Source organism: Streptomyces sp. NPDC055239, from assembly GCF_053606205.1.
In genome coordinates this window covers 455,220-474,332 of the sequence record NZ_JBSGRD010000005.1, presented here as the reverse complement: position 1 = coordinate 474,332, position 19,113 = coordinate 455,220, and the positions used below count along the sequence as shown (strand labels likewise).

17 protein-coding genes are annotated in these 19,113 nt (G+C 66.5%); 7 read left to right on the top strand and 10 right to left on the bottom strand.

From position 1 onward, the window contains the following. Window positions 1–40: 40 nt before the first annotated feature. Window positions 41–1,717 carry a fumarate hydratase gene (locus tag ACWFRJ_RS20355; protein WP_453532319.1) on the bottom strand — a complete coding sequence of 559 codons (1,677 nt, stop codon included), beginning with the start codon at window positions 1,715–1,717 and terminating at the stop codon, window positions 41–43. A gap of 169 nt (window positions 1,718–1,886) precedes the next feature. On the opposite strand from ACWFRJ_RS20355, the gene ACWFRJ_RS20350 reads away from it, so the two are divergent. Together ACWFRJ_RS20350 and ACWFRJ_RS20345 are read left to right on the top strand one after the other, a co-directional pair. Then, window positions 1,887–2,567, top strand: a complete 681-nt coding sequence (locus tag ACWFRJ_RS20350) for a DUF1707 SHOCT-like domain-containing protein (protein ID WP_453532316.1) — start codon at window positions 1,887–1,889, stop codon at window positions 2,565–2,567. Between the two features lie 145 nt (window positions 2,568–2,712). Next, a complete protein-coding gene (locus ACWFRJ_RS20345) occupies window positions 2,713–3,093 on the top strand; it encodes a WhiB family transcriptional regulator (RefSeq protein WP_453532313.1) in 381 nt (126 codons plus the stop codon). Window positions 3,094–3,254: 161 nt separating this feature from the next. On the opposite strand, the gene glpX is transcribed toward ACWFRJ_RS20345, so the two are convergent. Continuing rightward, a complete protein-coding gene (gene glpX / locus ACWFRJ_RS20340) occupies window positions 3,255–4,292 on the bottom strand; it encodes a class II fructose-bisphosphatase (RefSeq protein ID WP_453532310.1) in 1,038 nt (345 codons plus the stop codon). Window positions 4,293–4,454: 162 nt separating this feature from the next. Between glpX and ACWFRJ_RS20335 the strand changes: the two genes are divergently transcribed. Beyond that, window positions 4,455–4,973: a DUF4245 domain-containing protein gene (locus ACWFRJ_RS20335; protein WP_453532308.1), complete on the top strand. Its 519-nt coding sequence runs from the start codon at window positions 4,455–4,457 to the stop codon at window positions 4,971–4,973. A 99-nt stretch (window positions 4,974–5,072) separates the two neighbouring features. Here ACWFRJ_RS20335 and ACWFRJ_RS20330 read toward each other — a convergent pair whose 3' ends face one another. The 4 genes from ACWFRJ_RS20330 to ACWFRJ_RS20315 form a co-directional block, all read right to left on the bottom strand. Then, window positions 5,073–5,663, bottom strand: a complete 591-nt coding sequence (locus tag ACWFRJ_RS20330; protein WP_453532305.1) for a malonic semialdehyde reductase — start codon at window positions 5,661–5,663, stop codon at window positions 5,073–5,075. 176 nt (window positions 5,664–5,839) lie between these two features. Continuing rightward, the gene (locus ACWFRJ_RS20325) at window positions 5,840–6,094 is read right to left on the bottom strand and encodes an exodeoxyribonuclease VII small subunit (protein ID WP_453532302.1); all 255 of its coding nucleotides are present in this window, start codon (window positions 6,092–6,094) and stop codon (window positions 5,840–5,842) included. 38 nt (window positions 6,095–6,132) lie between these two features. Continuing rightward, window positions 6,133–7,389 (bottom strand): exodeoxyribonuclease VII large subunit, encoded by a 1,257-nt coding sequence (gene xseA / locus ACWFRJ_RS20320; RefSeq protein WP_453532299.1) that lies wholly within the window; start codon window positions 7,387–7,389, stop codon window positions 6,133–6,135. Between the two features lie 194 nt (window positions 7,390–7,583). Beyond that, window positions 7,584–9,020 (bottom strand): APC family permease, encoded by a 1,437-nt coding sequence (locus ACWFRJ_RS20315; protein WP_453532297.1) that lies wholly within the window; start codon window positions 9,018–9,020, stop codon window positions 7,584–7,586. A gap of 84 nt (window positions 9,021–9,104) precedes the next feature. Here ACWFRJ_RS20315 and ACWFRJ_RS20310 point away from each other — a divergent pair, with 84 nt between their 5' ends. Together ACWFRJ_RS20310 and ppgK are read left to right on the top strand one after the other, a co-directional pair. Continuing rightward, a complete protein-coding gene (locus ACWFRJ_RS20310) occupies window positions 9,105–10,088 on the top strand; it encodes a 4-hydroxy-3-methylbut-2-enyl diphosphate reductase (protein ID WP_453532294.1) in 984 nt (327 codons plus the stop codon). 35 nt (window positions 10,089–10,123) lie between these two features. Beyond that, the gene (gene ppgK / locus ACWFRJ_RS20305; RefSeq protein WP_453532291.1) at window positions 10,124–10,870 is read left to right on the top strand and encodes a polyphosphate--glucose phosphotransferase; all 747 of its coding nucleotides are present in this window, start codon (window positions 10,124–10,126) and stop codon (window positions 10,868–10,870) included. Window positions 10,871–10,912: 42 nt separating this feature from the next. Here ppgK and ACWFRJ_RS20300 read toward each other — a convergent pair whose 3' ends face one another. After that, window positions 10,913–11,542 (bottom strand): DUF6542 domain-containing protein, encoded by a 630-nt coding sequence (locus tag ACWFRJ_RS20300; RefSeq protein ID WP_453532288.1) that lies wholly within the window; start codon window positions 11,540–11,542, stop codon window positions 10,913–10,915. A 197-nt stretch (window positions 11,543–11,739) separates the two neighbouring features. On the opposite strand from ACWFRJ_RS20300, the gene ychF reads away from it, so the two are divergent. Both ychF and ACWFRJ_RS20290 read left to right on the top strand, forming a co-directional pair. Further along, a complete protein-coding gene (gene ychF / locus ACWFRJ_RS20295) occupies window positions 11,740–12,828 on the top strand; it encodes a redox-regulated ATPase YchF (RefSeq protein WP_453532285.1) in 1,089 nt (362 codons plus the stop codon). 350 nt (window positions 12,829–13,178) lie between these two features. After that, window positions 13,179–15,239 (top strand): Shedu anti-phage system protein SduA domain-containing protein, encoded by a 2,061-nt coding sequence (locus ACWFRJ_RS20290; protein WP_453532282.1) that lies wholly within the window; start codon window positions 13,179–13,181, stop codon window positions 15,237–15,239. 35 nt (window positions 15,240–15,274) lie between these two features. Here the strand turns inward: ACWFRJ_RS20290 and ACWFRJ_RS20285 are convergent, their stop codons facing one another. The 3 genes from ACWFRJ_RS20285 to ACWFRJ_RS20275 all read right to left on the bottom strand — a co-directional run bounded on the left by ACWFRJ_RS20285 (window position 15,275) and on the right by ACWFRJ_RS20275 (window position 18,742). After that, window positions 15,275–16,066: a hypothetical protein gene (locus ACWFRJ_RS20285; RefSeq protein WP_453532279.1), complete on the bottom strand. Its 792-nt coding sequence runs from the start codon at window positions 16,064–16,066 to the stop codon at window positions 15,275–15,277. A gap of 838 nt (window positions 16,067–16,904) precedes the next feature. Continuing rightward, entirely contained in the window at window positions 16,905–17,684 is a 780-nt protein-coding gene (locus tag ACWFRJ_RS20280) for an HNH endonuclease (RefSeq protein ID WP_453532276.1), read from the bottom strand. After that, entirely contained in the window at window positions 17,681–18,742 is a 1,062-nt protein-coding gene (locus tag ACWFRJ_RS20275) for an AAA family ATPase (RefSeq protein ID WP_453532273.1), read from the bottom strand. Before ACWFRJ_RS20275 ends, ACWFRJ_RS20280 begins: the two co-directional genes overlap by 4 nt. Window positions 18,743–19,113 lie beyond the last annotated feature (371 nt).

The following is a 19,113-nucleotide window of genomic DNA, read 5'->3' as shown; positions in this document are numbered from 1 at the left end:
CCTCCCCGCGTCCATGCGGGGAGGGCCCTTCCGCCGCGTACTACGCCAGGCCGGGCCCGCGCACCGGGATGTGCGTGAACGTCGGCTCCGGAGCCGGGTTCTGGAAGAAGTCGTTGCCCTTGTCGTCGACCACGATGAAGGCCGGGAAGTCCTCGACCTCGATCTTCCACACGGCTTCCATGCCGAGCTCCTCGTACTCGACGACCTCGACCTTCTTGATGCAGTCCTGGGCGAGGCGCGCGGCCGGGCCGCCGATCGAGCCCAGGTAGAAGCCGCCGTGCGCGTCGCAGGCGTCGGTGACCTGTTGGGAGCGGTTGCCCTTGGCGAGCATGACCTTCGAGCCGCCCGCCGCCTGGAACTGCTCCACGTAGGAGTCCATCCGGCCTGCCGTCGTCGGGCCGAAGGAGCCGGAGGCGTAGCCCTCGGGGGTCTTGGCGGGGCCCGCGTAGTAGACCGGGTGGTCCTTCAGGTACTGCGGCATCTCCTCGCCCGCGTCGAGCCGCTCCTTGATCTTGGCGTGCGCGATGTCGCGGGCCACGACGAGCGGGCCGTTGAGCGAGAGGCGGGTCTTCACCGGGTGCTTGCTGAGCTCGGCGAGGATCGCGTCCATGGGCTGGTTGAGGTCGATCTCGACGACGTCGGCGGCCTCGGCGTTCTCGCCCAGGGTCTCGTCCGTCGTCTCCGGCAGGAAGCGCGCCGGGTCCCTCTCCAACTGCTCGAGGAAGACGCCCTCGGCGGTGATCTTCGCGGTGGCCTGGCGGTCGGCCGAGCAGGAGACGGCGATCGCGACGGGCAGCGAGGCGCCGTGGCGCGGCAGGCGCACCACGCGCACGTCGTGGCAGAAGTACTTGCCGCCGAACTGCGCGCCGATGCCGATCTTCTGCGTCAGCTCGAAGACCTTCTCCTCAAGATCCTGGTCGCGGAAGCCGTGCCCGGTCGGGGAGCCTTCGGCGGGCAGCTCGTCCAGGTAGTGCGCGGAGGCGTACTTCGCGGTCTTCAGGGCGAACTCGGCGCTGGTGCCGCCGACGACGATCGCCAGGTGGTACGGCGGGCAGGCTGACGTGCCCAGGGAGCGGATCTTCTCCTCCAGGAACTTCATCATGGAGGCCTCGTTCAGGACGGCCTTCGTCTCCTGGTAGAGGAACGACTTGTTGGCGGAGCCGCCGCCCTTGGCCATGAAGAGGAACTTGTAGGCGCCGCCGTCGGTCGCGTACAGCTCGACCTGGGCCGGGAGGTTGGACCCGGTGTTCTTCTCCTCCCACATGTTCAGCGGGGCCATCTGGGAGTAGCGCAGGTTCAGCTTCGTGTACGCGTCGTAGATGCCGTGCGAGAGCGCCTTCTCGTCCTCACCTTCGGTGAGGACGTTCTGTCCGCGCTTGCCCATGACGATGGCCGTGCCGGTGTCCTGGCACATGGGGAGCACGCCCGCGGCCGCGATGTTCGCGTTCTTCAGCAGGTCGAGCGCCACGAACTTGTCGTTGCCCGACGCCTCCGGGTCGTCGATGATGCGCCGCAGCTGGGCCAGGTGCGCGGGCCGCAGATAGTGCTGGATGTCGTGGATCGCCTCGGCGGCGAGGGTGCGCAGCGCCGCTGGATCGACCTTGAGGAACGTCCGCCCGTCGGCCTCGAAAGTGGAGACACCCTCGGAGGTCACCAGCCGGTACGGCGTGGTGTCCTCTCCCAGGGGGAGCAGATCGGAGTACTCGAACTCTGGCATTTACGGCCATTCCTCACTCGGCAGACGGCGGCGCGGCCTCCATTGGCGACGCGCCAACCAGCGTAGAACGCCCGAAGTGGACCGAGCCTGTGAGGTAAGGCTCAGTAGGACGGTTCAGGGGGCGCCTGGGGGTAGTCGCGATCTATCGCGTTTGGGTACGCTGAGTGGTGTGGACCTAGAAAAGCGCCCTCAGCAGACCCACCCGGAACCGCGGCCCGCAGGCCTGCGCGCGTCGGACGCCGACCGGGACCGCACGGCGGACATCCTCCGAGAGGCCCTCGCCGAGGGGCGTCTGACCGCCGAGGAGCACAGCGAGCGGATCGACGGGGTCTATCGCGCCAAGACCATGGGCGAACTGGATCCGCTGGTCAGCGACTTGCCCGCGGCGAGCGGCGCGCCGCGCGCGACAGCGGCGCCCGAGCCCGCCCCCTCCCGCCCTTCGGACGGCGTGGTGCCCCCGGTCGCCGACGAGAACCTGGTCGCGGTCTTCAGCAGCTCCGTCCGCAAGGGCCGCTGGCGCGTGGGCCGGCGCACGCACGCGTACGCGATCTTCGGCAATGTGGAGATCGACCTCAGCGAGGCGATCTTCGAGCATCAGCAGGTCGTCATCAAGGCGGTCTCCGTCTTCGGCAACGTGGAGATCCGCGTCCCGGAGAACGTCTCGCTGCGGGGCAGTGGCACCGGCGTGCTCGGCAACTTCGAGGTGGACATGCTCGATTCGGCCGAGCGGGACGCACCGGTGGTCTTCGTCGACGGCTACGCGGTCCTGGGCAACATCGAGGCGAAGCCCAAGCGGGGAAAGCTCGTCCGGGACCTGCACAAGCAGCTGCGCAAGCACCTCGGTCACTGAACCGGGGGGCGCACTGAGGGGGGCGTATCCGGCCACCGATGGCGCGAACTTCCGTACATCGGAACTCAGTGCATAGGCGTGTGCACAGCGGGTAGAGCTTGCTGCATCGTCTCTCGCTCGCGAAGCCGTCGTCAGGAGTAGACCCGTGCTGCAGCCGTCGCATCAGTCCCTGCAGGTCGCCGCCGTTCCGGCCCAGCGGGAACCAGTGCGCGATCGGAACCAAGACGCTCCATGGCACACCGAGGCGGTGTGCCGACGAGACGAGGCCGGGCTGTTCTTCGCCCCGTCCAAGGAGCCGACCGCCTCACGCCTGTCACGGGAGGAAGCCGCGAAGCGTGTCTGTGGCGGCTGTCCCGTGATGGTCGAGTGCCGGGAGCACGCCTTGCTCCAGCCCGAGCCGTACGGAGTCTGGGGCGGTCTCACGGCCGCGGAGCGCCGCGTGGTGCTCGCCAGGCGGCGCCGGCGCGAGGTGGAGCTCAAGAAGGCCGCGCACACGACCGCGGGCCCGATCGCCGCCGCCGGATAGCGGTTCGCACGTTCGCGTGCGCTCGTTCTTGTACGTGCGTTCTTGTACGCGCGTTGTCGTACGCCGGAGGGGGCGACCCCCGCACGGGGCGCCCCCTCTGTCGTACGCGATGTGCCGTACGTGATCTGCCGTACGCGATGTGCTGCGTGCCGGACGTCGTCCTACTTGGCGCGGTCGAAGTCGATGGCGCTGTACGCGCGCAGCTTCTTGAGCCGGTGGTCCGAGTCGATCTTGCGGATCGTGCCCGACTTCGAGCGCATGACGAGGGACGAGGTCGAGGCCGTCTCCGCGGCGTAGCGCACGCCCTGGAGCAGTTCGCCGTCCGTGATGCCGGTCGCGACGAAGAAGACGTTGTCCCCGCGGACCAGGTCGTCCGTCGAGAGCGTGCGGTCCAGGTCGTGCCCCGCGTCGAGCGCACGCTGGCGCTCGGCGTCGTCCTTGGGCCACAGCTTGCCCTGGATCACACCGCCCAGGCACTTGATCGCGCAGGCCGAGATGATGCCTTCCGGGGTGCCGCCGATGCCCATGAGCATGTCGACGCCGGTGCCTTCGCGCACGGCCATGATCGAACCGGCGACGTCGCCGTCCGAGATGAACTTGATGCGCGCGCCGGTCTCGCGGATCTCCTTGACGATGCCCTCGTGGCGGGGACGGTCGAGGATCATGACCGTCACGTCCTCGGGCGAACGGCCCTTGGCCTTGGCGACGCGGCGGATGTTGACGGAGGCCGGGGCGTTGATGTCCACGTAGTCCGCGGCCTCAGGCCCTGTGACCAGCTTGTCCATGTAGAAGACCGCGGACGGGTCGAACATGGCGCCGCGGTCGGCGGCGGCGAGCACCGCGATGGCGTTCGGCATCCCCTTCGCACAGAGGGTCGTGCCGTCGATCGGGTCGACGGCGATGTCGACCTCCGCGCCGGTGCTGTCGCCGATCCGCTCTCCGTTGAAGAGCATCGGGGCCTCGTCCTTCTCGCCCTCACCGATGACGACGATGCCGTTCATCGAGACGGTGGAGACGAGGGTCCGCATGGCCCTGACGGCGGCGCCGTCGGCGCCGATCTTGTCGCCGCGGCCGACCCAGCGGCCCGCGGCCATGGCGGCCGCCTCGGTGACCCGGACGAGCTCCAGGGCGAGGTTGCGGTCGGGAGCCTCGGGAGAGACTTCGAGCTCGGAAGGGAGATGATGCTGATGCTCGGTCATCGGAGCGCACCTTTCTGCTGATACGACGACGGCCGGATGAGGGTGTGGCTCGACTCTATCGGCAGGCCGACAAAATGAGCAGAGGGCCCCACGCATGAGCGGATCGGGCACTTTGGCAGCACCGGGGGAAGAGCCGCGCACGGCGCCTGAGAACATGGACGCGTGGCAGGCAGACAAGGCAAGCAGACCGTACGGAACATGCTGTGGTCGATGACGGTGATCGTTCTCGTCGCCGGCGTGATCTACATCTTCATCCCGCACGACGACTCCAAGAGCCCCGCCAAGCGCGTCGACTACAGAGTCGAGCTGCTGAGCGCGCGACGGGCGGCGGCCTATCCGGTGGCCGCTCCCGAGGGCCTGGCCAAGGCGTGGACTCCGACGTCGGTGCGGTTCGACGGTTCCAAGGGTGACAGCTGGCACCTGGGGTTCCTCGACCCGTCCGGTGAGTACGTCGTGGTCAAGCAGTCCACGGAGAAGCCGGTCAAGTTCATCGAAGAGGCCACGCAGCGGGCCGTGCGGACGAAGACCACCGAGGAGATCGGTGGCGAGACCTGGCGCCGCTACAAGGGGGAGACGTACGACGCCCTGGTGCGCGAGGACAAGGGCGCGACGACGGTGGTCGCGGGCACGGCGCCGTTCGGTCAGCTGGCGGAGATGGCGCAGGCGCTGAAGACGCCCTGACGCTTCCTTCCTGACTCTTCTGCATACGAGTGAGGGCCCCGGCGCTGTAGCCGGGGCCCTCACTCGTAATGCCTACTTGTCTGGCTGGGCTCTAGACGATCAGACGGTCTCGATGACCTGGTCGAACTCAAGGCGCGGGGAGCGCGGGAACCAGGCGTTCTCGGCCGGCTTGCCGATGTTGACGACCATCAGCGGGGTGTGGTCGCCGTCCAGGAACTCCTTCTGGACACCGGCGGCGTCGAAGCCGGTCATCGGGCCCGCGGCCAGGCCCGCGGCGCGCACGCCGATGATGAAGTAGGCGGCCTGCAGCGCGGCGTTGAGCTGCGCGGCACCTTCGCGGGCCGGGCGCTCCGAGAAGAACACGTCCTTGGCCTGCGGGAAGTGCGGGAACAGCGCGGGCAGCTCCTCGTGGAACTCGTTGTCCGCGGAGAGGATCGCGACGAGCGGGGCGGACGCGGTCTTCGGCTGGTTGCCCTCGGCCATGTGCTGGACCAGGCGCTCGCGGGCCTCGGCGGAGCGGACCAGCGTGATGCGCAGCGACGACAGGTTGAAGGCGGTCGGGCCGAACTTGACCAGGTCGTAGATCGCCTGGACCTGCTCTTCGGTGACCGGCTCATCGGTGAAGGAGTTCGCGGTGCGGGCCTCGCGGAAGAGCAGGTCCTGTGCGGCGGGGTCAAGGACGAGAGACATGGATCAACCTTCTCGGTGCGTACGTGCGTGTGTGGATCAGCTGGTGGATCGGCCTGTGAACCAGCTTGCGAGATCGACGGTACGACGTTGCGGTTTAAGTTTCAACCAAATCGGCCATGAGGTGATCCGCTTCACAACGCACCAGGTCGCGGGCGTGGTCCCGCGCGGCCGTCGGCTCAGGCGCCGTCCGCGGCCTCGTCGCCGTCCCCGTCGGGCCCCGCCAGGGCCGCGTCCAGGCGGGCGCGGGCGCCGTCGAGCCAGCGGCGGCAGACCTTGGCCAGCTCCTCGCCGCGCTCCCACAGGGCGAGCGACTCCTCGAGCGTGGTGCCGCCCGCCTCCAGGCGGCGTACGACCTCGATGAGCTCGTCCCGCGCCTGCTCGTAGCCGAGTGCGTCCGCCGGGCTCGTGGCCTCGTCCGTCTTGCTGGTCATGTGCCCACCCTAAATGTCGGTTCGTACGGCCTGTGCGGCTAGCGCTCTTGGGGTTCTACGGCTGCGTCTGCATCTGCATCTGTGTCCAGGTCTACGGCTCGTACGGTGAACTCGCCCTCGGCGACCCGTGCCCGCAGCTCCTCGTCGGCGGCCACCTCCTGCGCGGCCCGCACCACCGAGCCGTCCGCCTTCTGCAACACCGCGTACCCCCGCTGGAGCGTCGCGGCGGGGGAGAGGCCCACCACGCGCGCGTGGGTGTGCGTCAGCTCCGACTCCGCGCGGTCCAGGAGGTGCCCGAGCGTGCGGCGGCTGCGGTCGACGAGCGCCGAGACCTGCTCCTCGCGCTCCTCGATCATGCGATGCGGATTCTCCATGGAGGGGCGGGCGAGGGCGTGCGCAAGACCGCGGTCCTCGCGGTCGAGGTAGGTGTCCATGCAGCGCCGGGCCCGGTCCCGCAGCCACCGCACGCGCTCGTACTCCTCGCCGACGTCCGGCACGACCTTCTTGGCGGCGTCGGTCGGGGTGGAGGCGCGCAGGTCCGCCACGTAGTCGAGCAGGGGGTTGTCCGGCTCGTGCCCGATCGCGGAGACGACGGGCGTACGGCAGGAGGCGACGGCACGCACGAGCTGCTCGTCCGAGAACGGCAGCAGATCCTCCACGCTGCCGCCGCCCCGCGCCACGATGATCACGTCCACCGCGTCGAGCCCGTCCAGTTCCTTCACGGCCTGTACGACCTGCGGCACGGCGTGCACGCCCTGGACGGGGACGTTGCGGACCTCGAAGCGGACGGCGGGCCAGCGGTGCCTGGCGTTCTCGAGGACGTCGCGCTCGGCGGCGGAGGCGCGGCCGGTGACGAGCCCGATGAGCTGCGGCAGGAAGGGCAGCGCCTTCTTCCGGTCGGCGGCGAAGAGCCCCTCTCCGGCGAGGCTCTTCTTCAACTGCTCGATCCGGGCGAGCAGTTCGCCGACGCCGACGGGCTTTATCTCGACGGCCCGCAGGGACAGCTGCCCCCGGGGTGCGTACCACTCGGGCTTGGCGTGGACGACGACGCGGGCGCCCTCGGAGACGACGTCCGCGACGGCGTCGAACACCTGGCGGTAGCAGGTGACGCTGACGGAGATGTCGTGAGAGGGGTCGCGCAGCGTCATGAACACCACGCCGGCGCCGGGCCTGCGGGACAGCTGGGTGATCTGCCCCTCGACCCACACGGCACCGAGCCGGTCGATCCACCCACCGATGAGCCGCGACACCTCGCCGACGGGCAGCGGGGCATCAGCAGACGTGTTCAAAGCCATGCGCCGAGCGTATCGGCACCCTCTGACAGGACCGGGTTCCCGCTTCGACGGGGGACAGCGGCGCCGTGCCCCCGGCCCCCAAATGCTCCTACGTGGAGGACCGGACGCTGAGTGCCGGGTGGGTGGGCGGGAGACATCCGCCGCGAAGCGGCGGTCCAGGGCACCCGCTAGGCAAGCTGCCAGGCGAGGGCGGTCTAGTACTCCCCCCGACGGGCCCGCTGCCCCAACAGCACCGCAAGCCCCACAACGAACCAGATCAACCCCACCACCTGCGCGGACCCCGCAGCCTCCACGATCACCGCGATGGTGATGGCCGCCCCCAGCGCGGGCACCACCAAGTGCCGCCACCAGCTGACCGCACCCCCACGCCGCTGAACCGCGAACCACCCCACCACACTCGCGTGCAACAGCACGAAGGCAGTCAACGCACCGACATTCACCACCGAGACCAGGTGATCCATCCCGTCGTCCCGCCGAGCCGCCCACACCGCGGCAACCAGCGTCACGACAGCCGCACACAGCAACGCGAGCCGAGGCGTACCCGAGTCGGTCTTCGACAGCGCGCCGGGAAGCCGCCGGTCACGAGCCATGGCGTACAGCAGCCGCCCCGCGGCGGCCTGCCCGGCCAGCGCGGCGAACGCGGCGCCGATCGCCTTGCTGACGGCCACCAGGTCGTGCAGCCAGTCCCCGACCCCCGCGTCGACAGCATCGTAGAAAGCGGACCCCTGCGCGGCGGGATCGGCCGCGAGCTCGGCGGACGACATGGGTTCGAGCAGCGCGACCAGATACGTCTGGGCGATGAACAGCACACCGGCGAGCGCCAGACAGAACAGCACCGCCCGCGCCACCTTCGCCGAGCCACCCGTCACCTCCTCCGCGAACGAGGCGATCGCGTCGAAGCCCAGATACGAGAGCACCGCCACCGACACCGCGCCCACGACGGCGGCCAGCGCGAACGAGCCCTGCGAACCGTCACCGCTCAGCGGCGAGAGCCAGTCCCGCTGCGCCCCGTCCCGCGCCAGGACGACGATCGCCGACACCACGAAGACCAGAAGAACCACGATCTCCATGGCGAGCACCAGAAACCCGACCCGCGCGGCGGTCCGTACGCCCCACAGGTTCAGTGCGGTCGTCACCAGGACCGCGATCGCCGTCCACACCCACCGGGACACGGAGGGCACCAGGGCCTCCATCGCGATCCCGGAGAAGAGGTAGGCGACGGCGGGGATGAGGAGATAGTCGAGCATCGCCATCCACCCGGCGATGAACCCGGGGCCGTTGCCGAGCCCCGCGCGGGCGTAGGCGAAGACGGAACCCGCCTGGGGGACGACCTTCACCATCTGGGCGTAGCTGAACGCGGTGAACGCCATCGCGATCGTGGCGATGACGTAGACGAGCGCCACCGCGCCGTGCGACTTGGCGTCGAGCGTCCCGAAGACTCCGACCGGGGCCATCGGGGCGATGAACAGCAATCCGTAGACGACGAGATCACGGAAGCCGAGACTGCGGCGAAGGCCGTCGCCCTCGTCGGCGGTGCCGGGGTGGGCGCCACCGGGGTGAGCGCCACCGGGGTGGGCGCCACCTGCCGTCGTGCCTGAGTCTGAGTTGTCGGAGTCGGAGTAACCGGACATCGTGCCTCCGTAAGTGAACGCAGGCCTCCAGTCTCCCCAAGGAGGCGATCTTTGACGCGCTGGGCTCGGCCTTACGATGGGGGTATGACTGCTTCGACTCCTGCCCGCCGAGTCCTGCTCGCCGCCCCCCGCGGCTACTGCGCGGGTGTGGACCGTGCCGTGATCGCCGTCGAGAAGGCCCTTGAGCAGTACGGGTCTCCGATCTATGTCCGCCACGAGATCGTTCACAACAAGTACGTGGTGCAGACCCTCGAGAAAAAGGGTGCGATCTTCGTCGACCAGACGGATGAGGTTCCCGAGGGCTCCATCGTCATGTTCTCCGCGCACGGCGTGGCGCCGACGGTCCACGCCGAGGCCGCCGAGCGGAAACTCGCGACGATCGACGCGACGTGCCCCCTGGTCACGAAGGTCCACAAGGAAGCCGTCCGGTACGCGAAGGACGACTTCGACATCCTCCTGATCGGCCACGAGGGCCACGAGGAAGTCATCGGTACGTCCGGTGAGGCGCCCGACCACATCACGCTCGTCGACGGCCCCGATGACGTCGCGAACGTCGAGGTCCGGGACCCGGACAGGGTCGTCTGGCTCTCCCAGACCACGCTCTCGGTCGACGAGACCATGGAGACGGTCGACGCCCTCAAGACCAAGTTCCCGGGTCTGATCTCCCCTCCGAGCGACGACATCTGCTATGCGACGCAGAACCGCCAGATCGCGGTGAAGAAGCTGGCCGAGGACGCCGAGCTCGTCATCGTCGTCGGTTCCAAGAACTCCTCGAACTCGATCCGCATGGTCGAGGTCGCCCTCGACGCGGGCGCTCCCGCCTCGCACCTCGTCGACAACGCCGATGAGATCGACGAGGCGTGGCTTCAGGACGTGACCACGGTCGGCCTCACCTCGGGTGCCTCCGTTCCGGACGTCCTGGTGGACGGCGTCATCGAGTGGCTGTCCGAGCGGGGCTACGGGGACGTGGAGACGGTGAAGACGGCCGACGAGTCGATCACCTTCTCGCTGCCCAAGGAGCTCCGCCGCGACCTGCGGGCCGAGGCCGCCGAGCTGTCACAGAAGTAACGCGGGCGCCGGACACTGGCCGTACCGTGGGGCCCATGCAGATCTTCGGCGTGGACATCGGCGGATCCGGGATCAAGGGTGCGCCCGTTGATCTGGACCGGGGAGACCTGGCACAGGAGCGGTACAAGGTGCTGACCCCGCAACCGGCCACGCCGGACGGCGTGGCCGACAAGGTGCGCGAGGTCATCGAGCACTTCGAATGGAAAGGCCCCGTGGGCGCCACGTTCCCCGGCGTGATCACCGGCGGCACTGCGCGCACGGCGGCCAACGTCGACAAGAGCTGGATCGGCACGGACATCCAGAAGCTGGTCGCGGACCGCCTCGGCGGCGACGTACCCGTCACCGTCCTGAACGACGCGGACGCGGCGGGCGTCGCCGAGATGCACTTCGGCGCGGGCCGCGGCCACCAGGGCACGGTCATCATGCTCACCCTCGGCACCGGCATCGGCAGCGCCCTGTTCACCGGCGGCCGCCTCGTCCCGAACACCGAGCTCGGCCATCTGGAGCTGCACGGCCACGACGCGGAGAAGCGTGCCTCGTCCAAGGCCAGGGAGGACGAGGAACTCTCCTGGGAGCACTGGGCGCACCGCGTCCAGAAGTACCTGGCGCACGTGGAGATGCTGTTCTCGCCCGAGCTGTTCATCATCGGCGGCGGCGTGAGCCGCAAGTCCCACAAGTTCCTGCCGCTGATCAAGGACATCAAGGCCGAGATCGTCCCCGCGGAGCTGCAGAACAACGCGGGCATCGTGGGCGCGGCGATGGCGGCGGCGGAGGCGGCGTAGAAAGCCCGCCCCCCCCAAAAGCCCCCCCGCCCGACTACGTTCCTACGTCGTGGGCATCCGCCGCTTGGGCCCTCGCGGCCCGGCGGGGGCGACGGGCGCGGCGGCCCGTGCCCGCCGCCGCTGCCCCATGAGCTTGATCCTGCGCACGGTCACGATGAGACCGGCGACGAGAGTCCCGCCGTACAGCCAGCCCGCGTGCAGTGCGAGCGACGTGATGAGCCCTATGAAGTGCCCGCCGAAGCCTCCTCCGTTGCCGCCCGAGATCGGCACGAGCCCGAAGGCGAAGGCGATCGGCGCGGCCACCGGCGCGGTCACCAGGTCGGCGGGCCGCACCCAGAACGCGGTCAGCGCGCTCACGGGCAGGAAGAGCACGCCGTACGCGACGACCGAACTGCCGAAGAGCAGCCACAGCAGACAGGCGAGCAGGAACATCACCGCGGCGCAGAAGAGCCCGCTGCCGAGCCCCGTGAGTCGTGGGTTCGGCATGCCGCGCAGGGTGCGGTAGAGCGGCAGCGCACGCAGCTTGCGGATGAAGGGAGGGACGGGGCGGCGGGGACGGGACGCCGCGCGGTAGACCGCCGCCGAATCGGCGGGCCTGCCCTGCGGGGGCAGGGGCGCGGTGCGTCGCGGCCGGGCCGGAGGCTGAGGGGGACGCGTCCTGTGTTGCTCCACTGGACCAACCTAGGACGAGCCGTACCGATAATCCGGCATGGGACACGCGCTTTGGCCGACCTTGGCCAAGCGTTCGACAGGAGAGCGGTACGCCGACGAGCGCGGGGCCCGCACGCCGTAGACTGGGGGATCGCCCTACGGTCGCTCCGGCCCTTCGGGCCGTCCACCCACAGCACTCACGTACGGGAAGTCGCAACGTGTCGCTCACGATCGGAATCGTCGGTCTGCCCAATGTCGGCAAGTCGACCCTGTTCAACGCCCTGACCAAGAACGACGTGCTTGCGGCCAACTATCCGTTCGCCACGATCGAGCCGAATGTCGGCGTGGTGGGCGTCCCGGACCCCCGCCTCACGAAACTGGCCGAGATCTTCTCCTCGCAGAAGGTCCTCCCCGCCACGGTCGACTTCGTCGACATCGCGGGCATCGTGCGCGGCGCGAGCGAGGGCGAGGGCCTTGGCAACAAGTTCCTCGCGAACATCCGCGAGTCGGACGCGATCTGCCAGGTCATCCGCGCCTTCAAGGACGAGAACGTCGTGCACGTGGACGGCAAGGTCTCGCCCAAGGACGACATCGAGACGATCAACACCGAGCTGATCCTCGCCGACCTCCAGACGATCGAGAAGGTCCTCCCGCGCCTCCAGAAGGAGTCGCGGATCAAGAAGGACGTCGGCCCGAAGGTGAAGGCGATCGAGGAGGCCCAGGCGATCCTGGAGAAGGGCGACACCCTCTCCTCCGCGGGCATCATCCAGGGCTCCGGCAAGGAGGAACTCCTCCACGACCTCCACCTCCTCACGACGAAGCCCTTCCTCTACGTCTTCAACGTCGACGAGGACGAGCTGACGGACGACGACTTCAAGGCCGCGCAGAGCGCCCTGGTCGCCCCCGCGGAGGCGATCTTCCTCAACGCCAAGCTGGAGTCGGAGCTCGTGGAGCTCGAAGAGGACGAGGCCCTCGAACTCCTCCAGTCGGTGGGCCAGGAAGAGCCCGGCCTCGCCACCCTGGCCCACGTGGGCTTCCGCACGCTCGGCCTCCAGACGTACCTCACGGCAGGCCCCAAGGAGTCCCGCGCCTGGACGATCCCGCAGGGCGCGACGGCCCCCGAGGCGGCGGGCGTCATCCACACGGACTTCCAGAAGGGCTTCATCAAGGCCGAGGTCATCTCCTTCGAGGACCTGGTCGAAACAGGCTCGGTCGCCGAGGCCCGCGCGAAGGGCAAGGCGCGCATGGAGGGCAAGGAGTATGTGATGCAGGACGGGGACGTGGTGGAGTTCCGCTTCAACATCTAATTGAATGTTCAACTAAATTTCGTCCTGTGTAGCCGCAGGTCAAGAGGGGCCCATCAACCCAAGACGGGCCCCTTTTGCGGGTCCATCGATGACGGACGGTGCTTTGGCGCTGGATGCTGTCCCGTAGGGCCGGATCGGACCACCTGTCGGCACCTGTGCTCACCCTCGGGATGCTGTCCCGTGCTGACATTGTGTTTCGCACGGAGCTCCCCGAATCGCGTACGAAGTCCTGAGGGTGGGCGGATGTGGGAACTGACTGCTGCACTGCAAAACCTCTCGCCCCGAAGCCGACGGACTCAAGAGTCGTCAATAACCTGCCGGGCTAGCCGAGGGGCGTCCATTCTGGGTGCATGACTCAGCCCGATCACTCCTCTGCGCAGCGTGGCACGCCGAGGATCACGGCGGTAACGCGACGCGACATCTTTGACTACCTGCGCGGTGACGGGGGGCCCTGGTGGGGACAGCTCGAGGAGACGCACTTCCTGGAGGGTCTCTACGACCTTGACGGGCTGCCGTCAACGGATCGCAGGTTCACTACTGCACGAGCCGACATCATTCAGCACCGGATCACCAACCCGATGGACTGGCCCGACGACTGGATCTTCGAGGATCTGCGATTCCAACTCTTGGAAGGCCCGGACCAGATACTCCTCGACTTCCTGGCACGACTTGTGCATCCAGAAGTACAGTCCGACGTAGATCAGTCGACACAACGTGTTGAGGACCTGAACCGGCTCTTGGGGCCGGACGGCTGGACCCTCCGTGTCTTCGAGTTCCTCTCGGGCCGGCCGATCTACACGCCGATCCCGACAGATACCACCGGGCCGCTGGTGTCGCTGCCACTCGAAGACGGCGACGCCGGGAAGCTCGACCTTATCCTCGGGCAGACCTACAGCCTCCTTGACCGGGACGGTGAGGAGGCGGCCCGGGACCTGCTTCGTACTGCCGTCCTATCCCTTCGCCATGACGGCGGCTTCTATCACCCCATGCCCGGTGACGGATGGACGACCGACACCTATGAGGCAGTCCTTGCGGTGGATCGTGCGCTCTTGTCAGAGTTCACGAAACCAGTCATAGATACGATCTGGACCCGGCTCGAACCTCTCCTCACGTGGCTCCAGCGCGAGGATGTGCAGTCCCTCGTGGTCGTAGGCGAGATTAGGGCGCTGCCGGCCATCCCGGCAGACTGGAAGAACCAGGCAGCCCAGCCTGTCGCGCGGGTCGGTAGAGGCTTCGGTATCAGCTTTCCGTCCACAGAGTTCGACGTCACACGGCAGGATCTCTCCGACCTTGAGGTCCGCGGTAACGGATACACCTACTTCTACGACACCCGCACGCGTCGAAGAATCACGGATTTCCTGCTTGATGACCGGCCGCTGGTAGCAACGCTGTGCCAAGTCACCCTCATTGATCGGGACGGTGTCCTCTCGCCCAGGATCAAACTGTGGAAGAAGGACAAGGCCAAGGCCGCGAGGACTGTGGTCATGGAGGCCATCCCCGGTACCGATTCCACCCAGTTCATCAAAGCACTCGTCGACACCAACGATGTCCACGAGAATTTCTGGAAGGTCATCTGCTTCATCCAGAACTGCATTGGGTTGAACAACATCCCTGGCGGTAGCCGGCGGTTATTCGTCGGCGATGAGGCGGAGTTGGCTCAGCTGCTAGCCGACCAGGACCGCAGGACCCTGCTCGAAGCGCTCAGGAGCGCCGTGGGCGGCACGCTTACAGATGAGGACATTAGGCGGATCAGCAACCGAAAGTCACAACTCCAGCGATTCGAACAACTGCTGACCGATCCGGAGTTCTTTGAGGGAGAGCTTGGGCGGACGGCAGGGCCGGAGGCGGTCTGGCAGGGCTTCTTTGAAGAGAACCCGTGGATCTTTGGTTACGGCCTCAACCTCGTCGCATGTGAACCTCTCGACGATGGCAAGCTGGAACGCATTACGACTGGCGCCAACATCTTCACAGGAGCTGGCAAGCGCAGTGACGCCGTCATGCGCTCCAAAGGCTTCATCAGCAGCCTGCTGCTTTGTGAGATCAAGACCCACATGACCCCCTTATTGGCTAACGCCCCGTATCGGCCCCCGGACGTCTATCAAGTCTCCAGGGAAGTTGTCGGCGCGGTGGCGCAAGTCCAGAAGACTGCCTACAAGGCCCTACGGCTGGTCACAGGCGAACTGCACAGGCTCTACAGAGACGATGGCGCCCCGACCGACATCGAAATCTCCACTATCCGTCCCCGACAGGTACTGGTGATCGGAAGCCTCAGCGAATTCACAGAACGCGGTGGGGCGAACGCAGAGAAGATCACTTCATTCGAGCAGTACAGACGCTCTATCCAAGACGTCGAAGTGCTCACCTTCGACGAGTTATACGAACGGGCGTGCTTCATCGTTAAGGACTACTGAAGCGTGCCTGAACGAGTCAGTTGAGAACAGCGACCCTACTGAGCGGTTGCATCTTGGGTTGCGTGTGACTGGAAGAATACCTGCGCACGACGAACGAACTCAGATTCCCCGTGAGAGCGCAGCAGCGCGCGAGCTCGCGGTGCGATCTGGTAACACCGCTTAGGTGAGGTAGCGGGGCGATCTGGATGATCAGGATTCAGAACGACTAGTCCGGCTTCGACAAACTGATGCAGGGTAAACCGCCGGATCGTTTCCCGGCTATTGGGTTTGTAGTCCTTTCCGTATACCTCGCGAACCCACTGCATGATCTCCACCATGCGCAAAACAGGCGCATCGGATTCTCGCCACTCGGCTTCCGGGTTAAGTTTCAAAAGGGCGAGTAGCACCAGGGCGGAGCGCTCATTGGAGCGTTCGGCATCGAACCCGAACAGACTGAGGGCTTGGCGCGCCTCCTCGATGCGTCGAGTCTGTGTGCGATCACGACCAGGAAAGATCGAGCTCTTAGTCGCATAGTCGGCGTGCTGGGTTGTTGCTTGCCTGCCGATCAGGTTTGCGTGCCCGTCTCGGGCTGCCTGCTCTCTTCTGGCGTGCTGGAGGCGCTGGTCGGCCGCCGTTGCCAGTGCAGACTCTGCCTTCCGCCGAAGGTCCAGCCAGTGACCAGAGTCCCCACCCCATGCCCTTACCGTGAGCTCTAGGGAATCTCGGCCGGGCAGCTGCTTCCCAGCCAGCCAGGCGTAGTAGGTAGTCCTGGTTACCCCAACCTGATCGCAGGTGGCTCTTGCGCTGCCAGCGGGACCAGCGGCATCCCGGAGCTTGACGAGCTCCATGGCGAACGCGTGGAGGGGGTCACTGGGGTTGAGTGGCTTCGGCCTCCTTCCCATGGTTCACCTCCGATAGTGCTAAATAGTCCTGAGTAGTTCGTAGGTAGTTGTGAATCATAGCTGCAGCCTATGCCTGGAGTGGATGCTCAAGCCGTTCAGCTTCACTCGTCCGTACAGCGGAGGTCCTAGGTGCATCTGTCGTTCAGCGTCAGGGTGTTGCTCGTCTTGGCGGCGACACTCGCATCGATCAACGTGGGGCTGCTGGCTGGCATCCTCGCCCGTGCTGAGGGAGCGCACATGCCGAGCTGCATCGCGCGCGGAGGAGCCGCCTGTGGTGCCTCGCTAACCCTGTTCGTCCTGCTTCTCGTTAGCTTGGGAGCCTTGGGCTGACCAAGGTGGAGGCCCGATGCGTTACATGGGCATGGGGCCGGATGCCCAACGCGGCTTTCTTGTTTGTTCAGGTCAGGCGTTACCCAGAGGCCACTTGCCCGCCGAATTCCCTCAGGATGGGGGCCGCCCATAATCTCGGCCACGACTGGAGAGCAACGGGGCATCTAGAGTGCCTTTCTCAGAGTGCGGACTGAGGTGCTGCGGACGCTATCGATGCCGGCGATGATCAGCTGTGATTCCGCCGGATCCAGTACGTCGTTCAGGTCAATTCGATCGCTCGTAACGGGACCGGCCTGTTTTTGCCGCATCGCTGTCTAGTGCTGTCCTGCTGACGCGGCTTTCGTTGCTGTTCTCGTCATTGTCTACCGCTCTTAGGTACCTCAATGAGAGCTGTGGGGTGACCAGGGCGTCGAAGGGTGTGTCCGTACGTCGACGCAGGAAGCGGGGGAGTCGCTTAGGGGTACGCGGTGAGTTGGTCAGAAAGTTCCGCGCCGACAGGAGGAATCTTTGGCGCGTCATTGTGGTGAACAACCCAGGCTGACAGGGCCTCGGGGAAATATCGGTCTTCCAAAATCGAGGCGAGTGGCGTTTCGGCCAAACCTTCTAGCGTACGGAGCACTTCTGGGAAGTCCGCCCGGTGCAGTCGTACGGCTGTGCGTGTGGCAGCGTCGATCCTTCCAAGCTGCACCTGGTCGTGCCATCGGATGAGTCCGGAGATGAACATCTCGCAGGCGTCCGCGCGTCCCTTCCGTAGCTCGTCGCGGTTTAGCCCAAAGACCTCGATGCTGTGCCTGCCCTTAGGTGTGCGGCATTTCAGCTCGCCCGTCCTGGGCAGCAGCTTCAGATGATCCGCAGGGTCGTCCACACTTGGGTCGATGAGCAGGCAAGCGCCCGTTTCGGGGTCACAGGGAAAGAGGTGGCGTTTCTCGTTGCTGTTGCAGTGCGAGCAGGCCAGCAGATGGTTGTCCCAAGAAAAGGTCCGAAGCGGGGTACGAGCCTTCGGCTCGAAGTGGTCGATGTCCGTTCCCTGGTTATCCAGGCAGTACATGCAACGGATACGACCGGGGGCCATCTGCTCCAGTAGACCTTTAATGTGTCTTCTGGCCGCTCGCGCCCCCTTCCACTGCTCATCGGCTGCGTTGCTTGTAGCGCCTGCATCCTGGATCTTCTTTGTGCGAAAGTCGCAGAGCTTGGTCATCGCGTCAGTGGCAGGCAGGCGCTGGACGGGGATCATTGATCACCTGCGAGGTGCGCCGCCATCTCATATACCCGTGCGGTGCGGGAACTCGACAGCTTGGCCGCCAGGTCCTTGTACTCCGCGACTTCGTCGGCATTCGCTTCCTCATCGAAGACCTTCTCTTCGAGATGCACGAGCCGCTTTCGGAGGTTGTCTGCGTGCTCGGAGTACGGGGTCTGTAGGCCAAAGAGCTCGGAGAGCACGGCATCTTCGCCGCTGCCGTACACGATCCGCCGGTACAGGTCCGGTGCTACGACTTCAGGTGCACGCTGTTCCTCAGGTCCCGGCAGCCGAATCAGTCCACCTGGATCAGCGGCCTGACAGATGTAGGGGCTATGGCTGGTCACGATGAACTGGATCCGTGGGAAGTGACACTTCAGCCAGTCGCCGATTGCCCGTTGCCAGGTGACGTGCAGATGGGCGTCCACCTCGTCGATGATGACCACTCCTGGCATCCGCACGATCGGACGGCCGGTGCTGTTAGTTCCGGTGTCGAGGGTCCCGTAAGCGGTCTGGAGCTGTCGGACTATGTCGAGAACCAGGGCCACGACGGTCCGGAAACCGTCGCTCATCTCCCTTAGGGGATAGGCCCGGTCTGGGGCGTCGGCCGGTGCCACCCACAGTCCTTCGGACGAGACCCGCAGCGCCCGATACTTGTTGGGCAGCAGGCCGTCGGAGAGTAGCTCTTTAACGGTATCCAGGAGTTGGGTGGCCTCCTCGCTACCCTCCAGACTCCGCAGCCTCAGCTCCTTGAGCCAGCTGACGCCCTCGGCGAGCGAGGCGTCCTCGTGGAAGAGCGAGGCCATCCGTCCCGCGGGCCCCGGCGAGAGCATGAGCCGTTGGGCCTCCCCGCTGCCACCCATCAGGCGTCGGAAGGGGCCGTATGCGGCACAGAACCAGCCTTGCGGATTGTCGGACCAGGGGCCGCGCTCGGTTGACGGAGACCCGTACTTGACGCCGTCGTATCGGGATAGTGAGGGCTGTACGGGACCGCCGAAGGGGTTGTGCTGAAGGTTGTCGGCGCTCGGTAGCGTCCAGTCCAGACCGAGCATCATGTGGCCGTCTGGTCCTCGGCCTCGGCCGGTGAGCTGGTCGACTGCGTAGTCAGGTGAGACAGCCGCATGACACCAGGCGGCTGTCTCACCAGTAGTGATCCACCCGCCGAAATCCTGGGTGAGGGCACGAGCCACCCGTGGGCCGGCGAGCGCGAGGGCCAAGGCGCGCAAGAGCGTGGACTTTCCGGAGCCGTTGCGTCCCGCGACTACGGTCCAACTGCCGCCATCGCCGGGCTGGGGCAGGGCGAGCGCGTCAATAGCACGGGCTCCATGGAAACCCCGGACACTGGAGAGGCCGAACTCTGTAACGTACACACAGCCCTCCTTGTCGATCCTCTGTTCCCCCAGTGGGGACGGCAGTGTCAGCCTCT

Excerpts from the sequence above, each read along its gene's own strand:
- ACWFRJ_RS20325 (WP_453532302.1), bottom strand. The coding sequence starts at position 6,094 with ATGACCAGCAAGACGGACGAGGCCACGAGCCCGGCGGACGCACTCGGC.
- ACWFRJ_RS20315 (WP_453532297.1), bottom strand. The coding sequence starts at position 9,020 with ATGTCCGGTTACTCCGACTCCGACAACTCAGACTCAGGCACGACGGCA.
- ACWFRJ_RS20310 (WP_453532294.1), top strand. The coding sequence starts at position 9,105 with ATGACTGCTTCGACTCCTGCCCGCCGAGTCCTGCTCGCCGCCCCCCGC.
- ACWFRJ_RS20330 (WP_453532305.1), bottom strand. The coding sequence starts at position 5,663 with ATGTCTCTCGTCCTTGACCCCGCCGCACAGGACCTGCTCTTCCGCGAG.
- ACWFRJ_RS20280 (WP_453532276.1), bottom strand. The coding sequence starts at position 17,684 with ATGATCCCCGTCCAGCGCCTGCCTGCCACTGACGCGATGACCAAGCTC.
- ppgK (WP_453532291.1), top strand. The coding sequence starts at position 10,124 with ATGCAGATCTTCGGCGTGGACATCGGCGGATCCGGGATCAAGGGTGCG.
- ACWFRJ_RS20275 (WP_453532273.1), bottom strand. The coding sequence starts at position 18,742 with ATGATGCTCGGTCTGGACTGGACGCTACCGAGCGCCGACAACCTTCAG.
- glpX (WP_453532310.1), bottom strand. The coding sequence starts at position 4,292 with ATGACCGAGCATCAGCATCATCTCCCTTCCGAGCTCGAAGTCTCTCCC.
- ACWFRJ_RS20355 (WP_453532319.1), bottom strand. The coding sequence starts at position 1,717 with ATGCCAGAGTTCGAGTACTCCGATCTGCTCCCCCTGGGAGAGGACACC.
- ACWFRJ_RS20290 (WP_453532282.1), top strand. The coding sequence starts at position 13,179 with ATGACTCAGCCCGATCACTCCTCTGCGCAGCGTGGCACGCCGAGGATC.
- ACWFRJ_RS20285 (WP_453532279.1), bottom strand. The coding sequence starts at position 16,066 with ATGGAGCTCGTCAAGCTCCGGGATGCCGCTGGTCCCGCTGGCAGCGCA.
- xseA (WP_453532299.1), bottom strand. The coding sequence starts at position 7,389 with ATGGCTTTGAACACGTCTGCTGATGCCCCGCTGCCCGTCGGCGAGGTG.